Annotated in this window: 10 protein-coding genes and 2 pseudogenes; 10 read left to right on the top strand and 2 right to left on the bottom strand. The window is 58.9% G+C overall.

Annotated features, from left to right (window positions below; all coding sequences use genetic code 11):
- A partial coding sequence (locus QD461_RS33690) for an ISAs1 family transposase (protein WP_414091311.1) occupies positions 1-227 on the top strand: 227 nt, incomplete at its 5' end.
- Positions 228-230: 3 nt separating this feature from the next.
- Here the strand turns inward: QD461_RS33690 and QD461_RS33685 are convergent.
- Entirely contained in the window at positions 231-911 is a 681-nt protein-coding gene (locus QD461_RS33685; RefSeq protein ID WP_004119915.1) for an argininosuccinate synthase domain-containing protein, read from the bottom strand.
- Between the two features lies 1 nt (position 912).
- Between QD461_RS33685 and QD461_RS33680 the strand changes: the two are divergent.
- From QD461_RS33680 to QD461_RS33670, 3 genes and pseudogenes are all read left to right on the top strand, one after another.
- A pseudogene (locus tag QD461_RS33680) lies at positions 913-1,341 on the top strand (HlyD family secretion protein); the annotation flags it as partial.
- A gap of 386 nt (positions 1,342-1,727) precedes the next feature.
- Positions 1,728-3,262: pseudogene (locus QD461_RS33675) on the top strand (M10 family metallopeptidase C-terminal domain-containing protein); the annotation flags it as partial.
- A 208-nt stretch (positions 3,263-3,470) separates the two neighbouring features.
- Positions 3,471-3,872, top strand: coding sequence for a twin-arginine translocation signal domain-containing protein (locus QD461_RS33670; protein WP_004119921.1), 402 nt, complete (start codon positions 3,471-3,473; stop codon positions 3,870-3,872).
- Between the two features lie 431 nt (positions 3,873-4,303).
- Here the strand turns inward: QD461_RS33670 and QD461_RS33665 are convergent, their stop codons facing one another.
- Positions 4,304-5,353: a class I SAM-dependent methyltransferase gene (locus QD461_RS33665; RefSeq protein WP_004119923.1), complete on the bottom strand. Its 1,050-nt coding sequence runs from the start codon at positions 5,351-5,353 to the stop codon at positions 4,304-4,306.
- Positions 5,354-6,391: 1,038 nt separating this feature from the next.
- Here QD461_RS33665 and msuE point away from each other — a divergent pair.
- The 6 genes from msuE (at position 6,392) to QD461_RS33635 (ending at position 12,514) form a co-directional block, all read left to right on the top strand.
- Positions 6,392-6,967: an FMN reductase gene (msuE, locus tag QD461_RS33660; protein ID WP_028755187.1), complete on the top strand. Its 576-nt coding sequence runs from the start codon at positions 6,392-6,394 to the stop codon at positions 6,965-6,967.
- Between the two features lie 31 nt (positions 6,968-6,998).
- Positions 6,999-8,108, top strand: coding sequence for a dimethylsulfone monooxygenase SfnG (sfnG, locus tag QD461_RS33655; RefSeq protein ID WP_004119927.1), 1,110 nt, complete (start codon positions 6,999-7,001; stop codon positions 8,106-8,108).
- 122 nt (positions 8,109-8,230) lie between these two features.
- Positions 8,231-9,142, top strand: coding sequence for an ABC transporter ATP-binding protein (locus QD461_RS33650; protein ID WP_004119930.1), 912 nt, complete (start codon positions 8,231-8,233; stop codon positions 9,140-9,142).
- On the top strand, positions 9,142-10,038 hold the full coding sequence (locus tag QD461_RS33645) for a branched-chain amino acid ABC transporter permease (RefSeq protein ID WP_004119933.1): 897 nt from the start codon (positions 9,142-9,144) through the stop codon (positions 10,036-10,038). Before QD461_RS33650 ends, QD461_RS33645 begins: the two co-directional genes overlap by 1 nt.
- 1 nt (position 10,039) lies before the next feature.
- The gene (locus QD461_RS33640; protein ID WP_004119936.1) at positions 10,040-11,083 is read left to right on the top strand and encodes a branched-chain amino acid ABC transporter permease; all 1,044 of its coding nucleotides are present in this window, start codon (positions 10,040-10,042) and stop codon (positions 11,081-11,083) included.
- A 96-nt stretch (positions 11,084-11,179) separates the two neighbouring features.
- Positions 11,180-12,514 (top strand): ABC transporter substrate-binding protein, encoded by a 1,335-nt coding sequence (locus QD461_RS33635; protein WP_004119939.1) that lies wholly within the window; start codon positions 11,180-11,182, stop codon positions 12,512-12,514.
- The last annotated feature ends 53 nt before the right edge of the window (positions 12,515-12,567 follow it).

The raw sequence follows: 12,567 nt of genomic DNA, 5'->3' as shown, positions 1-12,567 counted from the left end.
TACGTGGCCATTGGGCCATCGAGAACTCCCTCCATTGGGTACTCGACGTCACCTTCAACGAGGATGCCGCCCGATCTCGAACCGGGCATGGACCAGCCAACATGGCCGTCGTCCGACACTTCGCCATCAACATGGTTCGAAGCCATAACGACAAGCGCAGTATCAAACTCAGACGAAACAAAGCAGGCAGAAACCCACAATACATGGCCGAAATCATCCGAGCATGACTGTTAACCCGGATTCAGAGCCGTGGTTTCGAGGTGCCGCAGCGCGTCCATGATGATGGCCGCCGCGGGCGCCTCGCGGACCTCGAGAACCTTTTCACCGGTTGAAATGTGTTCGAGCCCGACAAAGCGGCCGTGTCCGAATTTACCAACTGTTTTATTTAGGAGCGGGATTGTGTCGATCAGTGCAACGTCATGGTCATCAATTGACACGAGATTTCCGTCGATAAACCCCAGTTTGATCTCTACCGGCTGCTGCGCGGCAATGTTACGGGTCCAATCAAACGCCTCTTCCGGGATAGAAAAGTTCTCGGGATCGTCCAAAGGTCCAGACTCAAATTCCCGGCACCAGAGGTTTTCGTCCCCGCTCCACGTGCGATCCGTCACAAAAGTCAGTCCGAACTTGGAGAGGGCGGCGGCCTTCTGCTGCCGGCAAATCACCGAGCATTCATACGGACTGCCGAAGTTATCGGAGTCCACGCGATAGATTTCCGACGCGGTGAGCGACACAGCACCGTAACCTTTGGTCCTGATGGTCTGGGGTGCCTGAACAACCGCAATTTGCTTAGCACCCGAGGAAAAGAACTGACCTATCTGGGATTGGGTCCAATATTGCGCTCCTTGCCCTTTTGATGCGCCGCGAACAAAAGCGAGAATCCCATCCTCGGTGGATACGAGATTCCACATGCGGCTCTACCAGCTCGCAGTCCACACCATCAACGGCGTCGTCATGGCAGGCGAGACGCTGATGCTCGTCGTACCGGAGGCAGATGATCTGACCGTCGAAGCCCGGGTGGCCACCCGTGACATCGACCAGATCCACGTCGGGCAGTTGGTCGAGATCCGCTTCAGCGCCTTTAACCAGCGCACCACGCCCGACGTCGAGGCGGAGGTCGTGACGGTCGCTCCCGACCTCGTAACCGATGAGCGCACCGGGGCCACCTATTATCCGCTGCGCATCCACCCCGATCCGGAAAGCCTCGCCAAGCTCAAGGGCCTTTCGCTCTACCCCGGCATGCCCGCCGAGGTCTTCATCAAGATCGCCGACCGTACCGTCATCTCCTACCTGACAAAGCCGCTCACCGACCAGATGCAGCATGCGTTTCGGGAGGATTGAGCAGCGCGTGGCTGGAGCGGCGAGTAGGTATCGGCGAATGAGGTGGGCGCCTCGGGCGGGGCAGCGGTTTTTAAGAACGATGCGTTCCGGGGGAATGCTTCGTCGGCGTATGGGGGTTCGCAGCGCCTCACGTGCAGGCTGTGGCTCATATGTAATTGGGGTTAGGACAGGAGCAGTTCAAAATCCTGCGCTAAGGACGAATGGATCATGAACATCGGTTATTGGCCTCTGAGTAGCAACGGTACAGAAAACCTAAGCGATCGGGCGGTTTATGGTGAGGTCAATCCTTCTCTACTGTGCGTCCTCCAAACTGGTACCGGAAGTCTTGACCCCTGCAGAACGGTACAGCCGTAACTGCGCACAATCGAAGAGAGAGGAATCCCAAGATGCCGCATCCAAGCCAGACCGGAAAACCAAGCCAGACGAGCGACGACTGGTGGATTAACGACCAGACGCCCGACAACCCATATGGCAAGAGCGAGGATTATGAGTCCTTTATCGACCATCTTGGGTCATTGCCCAGTTGGCTGACGCCCGAGATCGCTGCGGGAACGGTGAGGATCAATCTCTACGAACTCAACAACCACCCGGAATACAAGGCCGCCGCGATCGGCGCCTTAGAGATGTGGGCGTCTGTCACACCCCTGAAATTCGAAATCATCGACGACGCGCCGTTCGACGGCACCACGGACCAGATTGAGGTTGTCAGCCCCGAACTTGGCGAGGAGGACGATGGCATGGCCTATTCGAACGGTCACCATGTCAGCATCGGCCAGGGTTTCGACGACAAGGAAGCCCACAAGACCGATGTCGGCGGCTATGTCTTCCAAGCCTTCATGCATGAATTCGGCCATCAATTCGGTCTGAATCATCCTGGAGACTACAATTACAGCGGTCCCGACGGCGCGAGCCGATCACCTATCGGAACGATGCGACCTGGATATATGATCGGTGGCAATACAGCGTCATGTCCTATTTCGATAGCAACGCTGTCGGCGAAACCAGCCTCTGGTTTGCGTCGACGCCGCTTATGGCCGACATCGAGGCCTTCATTCGCCGCCTTTTTTCAACCGTTGACGCGAATGGAGTGCGCACCTACCAGCACATCGACCTCAACACAGAGAACAATATCTACGGCTTCGGGAGCCCACAGCGTAGCTACCAGCTGACCTCCTCTGGCAAGCAGCATGACATCGGCTTCGCGATCCATGATACCGGCGGGACCGACACGATCGATTTCTCCGGCTCGACGGCGGGTACGATCCTCGACTTGCGCGCCGGACATTTCTCCAGCGTCAACGGTTGCAGCAACAATGTTTCGATCTTCGCTGGACACAACGCGGATGCGACCGACTATTACGTCGAGAACGGCATCGGCAGCAGCCATGACGATGTCCTGATCGGCAACGACGGCGCCAACGTCCTCGACGGCCGCGGCGGCGCCGACCGCATGGCTGGCAACGGCGGCGACGATATCTATTTCGTCGATTCCCCGGACGACGTCATTCACGAGAAGGCCAACGGCGGGAACGACACCGTCATCCTCCTGTCCAAGAACCTGAAAATTCCGCAAATCGCCAACGTCGAACACATCATCTACGCCGACGAATTGCCTGGCAACGATGGCAACATCCTCTGTGGCGGAGCTGGCGAGGACACGCTGACCGGCGGCGAGGGTCAGGATACATTCCGCTTCTCGCCTGAGCTTGGGAACGGTAATGTCGAGCGGATCAAGGACTTCAGGGTGATCAACGACATGATCCTGCTGGACAGTCTCGTCTTTGAGAGCGGCGGTGGAGACGGCGCTCTCGCCTTGGGCGCGTTCCACGGGAGCGCGGAGGGCATCGCTCATAACGCAGGCGACCGCATCATCTACAACACCGATAGCGGCGCGTTGTCATATGACGTCGACGGAGGCGGAGAGCTTGCGGCCATTCAGGTTGCGCAGCTGACCCCAAATCTGAGGCTTTCGGCAGCCGACTTCATTGTCATCTAACTCGATACCAGGAGGGGCGCTTGCAGGCGCCCCTTCCGATACTACATTTGCAGTGGTTTATCTTTTCGAGCCCTTAGCTGAGCGGCAATCTCGCTACCGCAGGGCCTTGCGAGGCAATCATGGAGAGTGTGCGATGAAGCACCGGACCGACCGCCGCACAGTATTACAGGCCGTTGGGGCTGCGGCTGTTGCGGCGGTCGCCGGACCAGTCGCTGCTCAATCGTCGGATATTCGCGGCACGGTCACGTTCGAGGGCGGCGCGGTGATACCGAAGGGTCGTCTTGAGATTTATCTCGAGGACCGTGCCATTCAAAATAATGCGCGACGTCGCGCCACGGAAACGCGCATCAGAAGCGACGGCGGGTCAAAGGCGATAGCCTTTTCCTTGTCCCTGCCCGCAAGCTCGGCTGCTTCGAGAACGCTGCAGATCGTCGCGCGCTTGGAGCGTGCGGATGGCCTGCTGGTTGCGCGCGGGAGCACCCAGCTCAAGGCGGCTTCGCCTGTCGACGTCACACTCAACATCGTGATGTATTAAGGGGGCAAGACCAATGACTGACGACAGAACTCGTCTCGAAAATCGATGTCGACAGGTGACCGCCTGACTCGCGCGTAGACACTGGCTAATAGCGGCAGGCTTTGCTCCACCAAACTGGCGCACCATCAAATCCCAGGTTGAGAGATCGATCTGCGGGTGAGGGCACCCAAGGGCTAGGGACTTTGGTTGTTCGGCCGCCTTTCAGAAGGGGCGTGTGAGCTGCTCATAGGTCCGCCGGTACAAGGCGTCGCCAAACAGCCGCAGGACAGCGTTCCGGATCGCACTCGAACCCGGCCTAAGTTTATCGCAAGCGCGCGATTTCTCCTGTACCCAGCAGACGCGACCAAATTTCAAGGGCGGCTACCCGCTTTCCGACGTCACGCGCAGAGCGCCTGCCCCATCTGGCCGGACCGATGCGTCACTCATTCTCGTCAGGTTGCTTCGAGCACCATGTTGAGGGGCGTCTGGGCTGCACGCCGGATATGAGTGAAGCCGCCTGAGCGGATCACCTCGGCCAATCGCCGCTCTCCAGCTTGCGCACCGAGCGCGAGCCCTGTCTCCTGGGCAAGCGAGGTCGGAACGCAGATCATCGTCGAGGCTGAGTAGTAGAGCCGTCCAACCGGATTGATATTCTCCTCCAGGGTATCTCCGGCCGTTGGTTCGACCACCATCCAGACCCCGCCTTTTTTTAACGCCTTTCGGATATGAGCCGCAGCGGCTTTCGGGTCGCCCATGTCGTGCAAACAGTCGAAGCAGGTGATCAAATCGAAATCTCCGCCGTCGAAATCCTGCGCCCGGCCAACCTCGAAGTGCAGGTTCGTCAACCCGTGTGCCTGGGCGTGCGCGATCGCAGCGGCAATCGAGCCTGCATGGAAGTCGTAGCCCACAAAGCGGGAATTGGGAAACGCCTGCGCCAGAAGGATCGTGGATAGCCCGTGCCCACATCCGACGTCCGCCACCTTCGCGCCCGTTTCCAATCTATCGATTACACCGTGGAGTGCCGGCAGCCAGTCCTGCACAAGGGAATTAATATAACCTGGGCGGAATAGTCGCGCGACGGCGCAGAACATGCAGCCAGCCTGATCTCCCCAGGCAACGCCTCGGCCGGTTTTGAAGGCGGACTGCACCTTCGGCTGGTTTTCGACCATCGCAGCAGCGATATCGAACGCGCCAACGAGATTGACCGCGCTGTCCGGCTCGGCAAACACGAAGGCCTGCTCCGGCGTCAGCGAGAACAATCCTCGCTCATGATGCACATAACCTGAGGCTGCCTGTGCCGCCAGCCACTCCCGCACATAACGAGGTGCGCATCCCGAGGCATCGGCAAGTTCGTCGGCCTTCACCGGCCCGACTGCCTTCAGCGTCCTGTATAGCCCGAGAGCATCTCCAATCCGTACCAGCGGCACGCTGAGCGCTCCGCCAAGGTCGTCAAGGACGCGGCTCACGAGTTCATTGAGCGTTGTTTCGTTGATTTCTGTCATGTGAAATTCCTCGTGATTTGTGGCGGCCTCATGCGCCGCTTGTGGTTCAAGGGGTCGGAAACAGATGAACTCGATGCCCTCGATTTCGGATGTATGCACCGCCTACGCTTTGCGTAGACGCTCATCTAGAACCTGCGCATCCCTCTAACTGCATGGCCTTCTCGCACGACAGTAACGCGTAGACGCTTGCGGTGCGCAAACTGGGCGGTTTAATCGCCATCCGTTTTCAGCGAATAATGCCGCCGATGGTACCTCCGTCGCGCTCTTGGGTTTAGCCCCCCGGCTTCTTCTGAGCACTACTCGTGCCAATCAGGTCGCCCCCGCAACCGTCCGAGATTGCGGATGTTTCATCGGGGGGGTGTAGGGTTGCGGACATGTCGTGTCGCAATCCGCCCCCGATCAGTGCCACGATGAAGAGGAAGTTTTGGGAGGGGCGACAACAAATGGGCGAAGACGGTATTAACGAACGCCCGGATCTCGATGCAAGCTGCGGGTCTGAAAGCCGAGGAACTGAGAATGGCCAACACTGATCTAATTCCGGCATCACTGCTCGCACGCAAGGCTGTCGTATGTCTGCGGCAGTCACAACCAGAGGTCATGTCTAACTTAGAATCATAAGCGGCCGAAGAATTCGTTTTTCTTTCCCAACCTGATTTCGCGATTCAAAGGTGCAGACGGACAGGCTGGTTGCGATTTCGCTCACTGGGGCGACCAGCCATAATCCCCATCGGCCTCCCCAACGCGTGCACTGGGTTGGACGCCGGGCGATCAACGGCCAATATAAAGTTTGTAAGGCGCTTAAGAAAATGACTGCCCTCAGAGCTCGTATGTCGATCAGTCCCCGCACTTCGGCGTCAGTTCTTCAGCACCCATCGTGCCATGCACGACAGATTGCGTTTGAGAAAATTCTTCCGATAAGCCATCGCTCAAAACAGTAATTCAATCCATTTTGCTCGGAAGATTAGAACATCTTCGCCTTTCTAAAAGCTACTAAATATATAGGGTAAATTATCTAATCAATCGGGACTCGTGGTCATCATGAACATCCTCGCGCTGAGTGGCAATGTCAAAAGACCGTCCCGCACGGCGTCCTTGGTGAAGGTCGCCGCCGATCGCCTGCGGCAGCGCGTTGGTGGCCACGTGCAGTGCATCGAGCTTGTCGATGCAGCACCGGTGCTCTTTCGGGCGCTCAGAGCTGATCAGCTCGATACCGAGGGCAGGGCGGTCATTGCCGCGGTGGAAGGAGCCGATATCATCATCGCCGGATCACCCGTTTATCGGGCGTCCTACAGCGGCGCGCTGAAGCATCTGTTTGACCTTGTCGATCATCGAGCGCTGACGGGCAAGCGCGTCGTCCTCGCCGCAACCGGCGGCACGCCGTTGCATGGCCTGATGCTTGAGCACCAATTGCGGCCGCTCTTCGGCTTCTTCAATGCGCTGACCGTCCCGACCTCGATCTATGCGCTTGAGGCCGACTTTACCGATCACGAGCTCAGGAATCCTGCCGTCCTCGAGCGCGTGGATCGAGCCGTCGAAGAGGTTTCTGAAATCACGCCGGCGCTCGACATCGGAGCGATCGCGGCCTCGGCAAAACACAGCGGATTGGCAGCTTAGCCATAGAACGAAATTCCAGAGGGAGCCTTACATGACTTTTTCCAATGCCTCAAACGATCCGGTCAAATTTGCCTATTGGGTGCCGAATGTCTCGGGAGGACTGGTGATTTCGAATATCGAACAGCGCACAAGCTGGACGATCGAATACAACAGAAAGCTTGCGCAGATCGCCGAAGCGAGCGGTTTCGACTATGCCCTAAGCCAGATCCGTTTCACGGCAGGCTATGGAGCGGAATTTCAGCATGAGTCCGTTTCGTTCAGTCAGGCCCTTCTTGAATCGACGACGACATTGAAGGTGATCGCAGCGATCCTGCCTGGTCCTTGGAATCCGGCCGTTGCCGCCAAGCAGATTGCCACCATCAATCACCTGACCAACGGGCGCGTCGCAGTCAATATTGTCAGCGGCTGGTTCCGCGGTGAATTTGCCGCCATTGGCGAGCACTGGCTTGATCATGACGAGCGCTATCGCCGCTCGGAGGAGTTCATCCGTGCGCTTCGCGGTATCTGGACCGAGGATAATTTCACCTTCCGCGGCGATTTCTATCGCTTCAACAATTATTCGCTGAAGCCGAAGCCGATCGATCCGCAGCCGGAAATCTTCCAGGGCGGCTCCTCACGCGCAGCTCGCGACATGGCGGCGCGTGTGTCGGACTGGTACTTCACCAACGGCAATACGCCGGCCGAGATCCGCAAGCAGGTTGACGACATCCAATCGAAGGCCAAGGAGAATGGCCATTCAGTGCGGATCGGGGTGAACGCCTTCGCAATCGTGCGCGAAACCGAGGAAGAAGCCAAGGCAGTGCTTGCCGAGATCATCGAGAAGGCCAATCCCGAGGCGGTCAATGCTTTCGGGCATGAAGTTAAGAACGCCGGCAAGGCGTCGCCGGAAGGCGAAGGAAACTGGGCGAAATCTTCTTTCGAAGACCTCGTTCAATATAATGATGGCTTCCGCTCGAACCTCATCGGCACGCCACGGCAGGTTGCCGAGCGGGTTGTGGCGCTGAAGCAGGCGGGTGCGGATCTGATTCTGCTGGGCTTCCTGCATTTCCAGGAGGAGGTCGAGTATTTCGGCAAGCATGTGATTCCGCTGGTTCGTGAGCTCGAAGAGGCCGCCAGCACGCAGCCAGTGGCGGCCGAATAGGCCTCGCTGCAGCAAAATACCTCGTAAAGTGAAACATGATGGGTGCGTGGGCCGATTGGTCCACGCCGACGGGATTGGCGTGCCATGTTCAAGCCGCGCCCGAGCCGAATGGAGGACACTGAATGCCTGCCGCGACCTATTCCCTTGACGTGCTGGATCCCGGTACGCTGCGGGACTCCGGCGACCAGATTGCCCGCGCGTTGCCACCGGGCAAGACCGGCGGCATCCCGCAGCATGACGAAGAGACCCATGCTCTCTCTTTGCATGGCATCAGCCTGTCATTCGGTGGCGTCGCTGCCTTGGTCAATGTAGACCTTTCTGTTGAGCCGGGGGAGATCCGGGCGATTATCGGTCCAAATGGCGCAGGCAAGAGTTCGCTGATCAACGTCATCAGCGGTGTCTATCGCTCGAACCATGGCCATGTTCGTATCGGCTCCAACACCTATCGTCATGTGCCGACGGAGCGATTGGCATCGCTTGGCGTTGCGCGCACGTTCCAGAACCTCGCCTTGTTCAAGGGCTTGAGTGTCACTGATAACGTCATCGCCGGTCGAGCCTATACCGTGTGCTCGACCTTTGCCGAACAGATCCTCGGGCTTGGCCGCGCGCGCCGCGAAGAGGCGGATGCACGCGAGCGGGCGGCCCGTATTCTCGAGTTCCTGCATCTGGGCCAGGTCAGCCATCGTCTCGTAGGCACGCTGCCCTACGGACTGCAAAAACGCGTCGAGCTCGCCCGCGCCCTGGTGGCGGAACCGAAGATCCTGCTTCTAGACGAGCCTATGGCGGGGATGACGGCGAGCGAAAAGAACGACATGGCCGACGTCATCCGGTCTGCCCGAGATCTGTATGACACGACGGTGATCCTCATCGAACACGATATCGGCGTGGTCATGCAGCTTTCCGACCGGATCGCGGTCCTCGATTACGGCCGCAAGATCGCYGACGGCAGCCCGGACGAAATTCGTGCCGACGAGCGCGTCATCGACGCCTATCTCGGCGTCGTTGCGGAAAACGAGGATGGGGAGGGCATCTGATGGCAGATTTCGACTGGCCGTTTCTGATCGAAGTGCTGGTTGGCGGCCTGCTGTCGGGCGTTATGTATTCGCTCGTCGCAATCGGTTTCGTGCTGATCTACAAGACGTCGGGCGTGCTTAATTTCGCTCAAGGGGCAATGTTGCTGTTTGCCGCGCTGACCTTTGTCAGCCTTCTTGAGCGTGGCGTTCCCTTTGCCTTGGCGCTCGTCATTACATTCGCTGTCATGGTGCTGATCGGCATTGCCATCGAGCGTACCGTGCTGCGACCATTGACCAACAAGCCGCCGATTACGCTTTTCATGGCGACGCTCGGGCTCTCCTATATCATCGAGGGGGCGGCTCAACTCATCTGGGGCACGCAGGTCCACGGTCTGGAGCTCGGGATCGAGGATGTTCCATTCGACATTGGCGGCGTGTTCATCAGCCAGTTCGATCTTTTTGCGGCGGCAGTCGCTGCTGCGATGGTGGCGGCGCTGTCCGCCTTCTTCCGCTACACCCGAATTGGGCTGGCATGCCGGGCTGTAGCGGACGATCAGTTCGCTGCGCTTGCAGTCGGACTGAAACTGCCCTGGATTTGGGCAACGGTCTGGGCGGCTGCCGGTGTCGTGGCGCTGGTGGCTGGCCTGCTATGGGGCGCGCGGCTCGGCGTGCAGTTCTCCCTGTCGCTGGTGGTGCTGAAAGCGCTGCCCGTTCTCGTGCTTGGCGGCTTTGATTCCATTCTGGGTGCGATCGTCGGCGGCCTGCTAATCGGCGCGACAGAGAAGCTCGCGGAAGTCTATATCGGCGAATATTTCGGCGGCGGCATCGAAGGTTGGATTGCCTATGTCGCAGCACTCGCCTTCCTGCTCATCCGCCCCTCCGGCCTGTTTGGGCAAAAGCTCGTGGAAAGGGTCTGATATGGCCGTCGTTACCACCGATCATCATCCCACACGGCTTTTCAGCCGCTGGATGACGCCGATTGCCATCCTTGCCGGCGCCTATCTCGTGGTTCCCTTTGTCGGTTCGACCTATTTGTTCGAGGCGATCCTTTTGCCGTTCCTGGCGCTCAGCCTTGCCGGCGTCGGGCTGAATCTGCTTACCGGCTATGCAGGCCAGGTCTCGCTCGGAAGCGCCGCCTTCATGGCCGTCGGTGCCTTTGCTGCTTACAATTTCAATCTGCGCGTCGATGGCCTGCCGTTGATCGTCAGCATCCTGCTGGCCGGCCTTATGGCGGCGGTGATCGGCATCGTCTTCGGCCTGCCGAGCCTCAGATTGAAGGGCTTTTATCTTGCGGTGTCGACGCTCGCCGCGCAGTTCTTCGTGCAGTGGGCTCTCACCAAGTTTAGCTGGTTTTCAAACGACTCTGCCTCCGGGGTCATTGATGCGCCGCCTCTGACGCTTGCGGGCGTCGAGTTTACGGGCCCGGCAGGTCGCTATCTCTTTTCACTTACGATCGTGGTGGTGCTGACCTTCCTGGCGCATCGGCTGACGACCTCTCAAACCGGGCGCAACTTCATCGCCGTTCGGGACAATGAGATCGCGGCGCGCATCATCGGCGTGCCCGTACTGAGAACCAAGTTGCTGGCCTTTGCGATCTCCTCTTTCATCATCGCGGTTGCGGGAGCGCTTTGGGCCTTTGCTTACCTGAGGACCGTCGAGCCGGCCGGCTTCAATCTCGACCGATCGTTCCAAATCCTTTTCATCATCATCATCGGCGGGCTTGCCTCGACGCGGGGCGCCTTTCTCGGCGCCGCCCTGATCGTCGTCTTCCCGCTCGTGCTATCTCGATTGGGCTCGTTCCTGCTCGGTGATGTTTTCGATTCCGGCGTGCTCGACATGAGCCAGCGCATCGTGCTCGGCGCCTTGATCATTCTGTTTCTGATCCTGGAACCGGACGGGCTTTCCTCGCTTTGGGGCAAGATCCGAAGGCGGTTGGGCTCTGCCATCGACAGGCCGGCCTGACCAAGCCGGGGCACAAGCTCCGCAAACATCAAACCCATCGCTCATTCAACCCAGTTCCGGCCATCACACCGGACAATACCCGGAGTGTATCCAAACATGACCATGCTTGCGAAATTGAAGGCCGCTGTCATTGCGGCTGGACTAGCCGTCTCGGCCGCGATACCGGCCGCCCATGCCGATGAACAATATTTCCCGCTGCAGAGCTATCGCGTCGGGCCCTATGCGGCCGGCGGCACAGGTTTCTTCGGTGGTTTTATCGATTATCTGAACCTCATCAACACGCGGAATGGCGGCGTCAACGGCGTCAAGCTCACCTGGTCGGAAGCGGAAACGCAATACGAGGTTGAACGCGGCGTCGAGGCCTACGAGCGTCTCAAGAGCAATCCGAATATTGCCGCCTGGAACCCGCTTTCCGTCGGTATCGCCTATGCCATGATCGACCGCATCACGCAGGACAAGGTGCCGTTGATCACCATCAACCATGGTCGCACGGATTCCACTGATGGCCGCGTTTTCCCCTATGTCTTTCCGCTGCTGCTCAATCCCTATAGCGAGACCTCGGGCATCGTGAACTACATCGCCTCGAAGCTCGGCGGTCTCGACAAGCTGAAGGGCAAGAAGATCGTCGTGCTGTATCACGGCTCGCCCTACGGCAAGGAAACGATCCCGATCTATGAACTCTTGTCGCAGAAATATGGCTTCGAACTGCAGCAGATCGAGGTGCCGCATCCCGGCAATGAGCAACAGGCGCAATGGCTGACGATCCGCCGCGCCAAGCCGGATTACGTCGTCCTGCGCGGCTGGGGTGTCATGAACCCGGTCGCCCTGAAAACCGCGGCCAAGACCGGCTTTCCTGCCGACCATATCATCGGCAATGTCTGGTCGAACTCGGAAGAGGACGTGATCCCGGCCGGCGACGCCGCGAAGGGATATACCGCCATCACGACCCAAGCCTCCGGCACGGAATATCCGATCGTCCAGGAGATCGTGAAGACGCTCTATGACAACGGCAAGGGCAATCTGGAAGACAAGAAGCGCATCGGCTCCGTCTATCATAATCTCGGTATCGTCAACGGTATCCTGAACGTCGAGGCGATCCGTATTGCCCAGGAAAAGTTCGGACATCGGACTCTGACGGGCGACGAGGTCCGCTGGGGCTTCGAGCACCTGCAGCTTGATCCGGCTCGCGTCGAGGCGCTCGGCGCCAAGGGCCTGTTCCATTCCATAAACGTCACCTGGGACAATCACGAGGGCAACGGCTACGTGACCTTCCAGCAGTGGGACGGCAAGAAGTGGAACGTCGTCTCCGATTGGATTGCGCCGGACTGGGCACTGCTCCGGCCGATCATCGAGAAATCCTCGGAAGCCTACGCCAAGGAAAAGGGCATCAAGTTGCGCACGTCCGAAGACGCACAGGCCGTGACGAACTGAGCCCGGTGGCTGGGCATCGGCAGCGCGGTCCTGCTGCTGTCTGCCGGTGCCCG

Origin of the sequence: Rhizobium sp. BR 314 (genome assembly GCF_047445805.1) — a bacterium.
GTDB classification, from domain to species: domain Bacteria; phylum Pseudomonadota; class Alphaproteobacteria; order Rhizobiales; family Rhizobiaceae; genus Rhizobium; species Rhizobium lusitanum_B.
This window is presented reverse-complemented; position numbering and strand designations above follow the sequence as displayed.

Excerpts from the sequence above, each read along its gene's own strand:
- QD461_RS33685 (WP_004119915.1), bottom strand. The coding sequence starts at position 911 with ATGTGGAATCTCGTATCCACCGAGGATGGGATTCTCGCTTTTGTTCGC.
- QD461_RS33670 (WP_004119921.1), top strand. The coding sequence starts at position 3,471 with ATGAAGCACCGGACCGACCGCCGCACAGTATTACAGGCCGTTGGGGCT.
- QD461_RS33665 (WP_004119923.1), bottom strand. The coding sequence starts at position 5,353 with ATGACAGAAATCAACGAAACAACGCTCAATGAACTCGTGAGCCGCGTC.
- msuE (WP_028755187.1), top strand. The coding sequence starts at position 6,392 with ATGAACATCCTCGCGCTGAGTGGCAATGTCAAAAGACCGTCCCGCACG.
- sfnG (WP_004119927.1), top strand. The coding sequence starts at position 6,999 with ATGACTTTTTCCAATGCCTCAAACGATCCGGTCAAATTTGCCTATTGG.
- QD461_RS33645 (WP_004119933.1), top strand. The coding sequence starts at position 9,142 with ATGGCAGATTTCGACTGGCCGTTTCTGATCGAAGTGCTGGTTGGCGGC.
- QD461_RS33640 (WP_004119936.1), top strand. The coding sequence starts at position 10,040 with ATGGCCGTCGTTACCACCGATCATCATCCCACACGGCTTTTCAGCCGC.
- QD461_RS33635 (WP_004119939.1), top strand. The coding sequence starts at position 11,180 with ATGACCATGCTTGCGAAATTGAAGGCCGCTGTCATTGCGGCTGGACTA.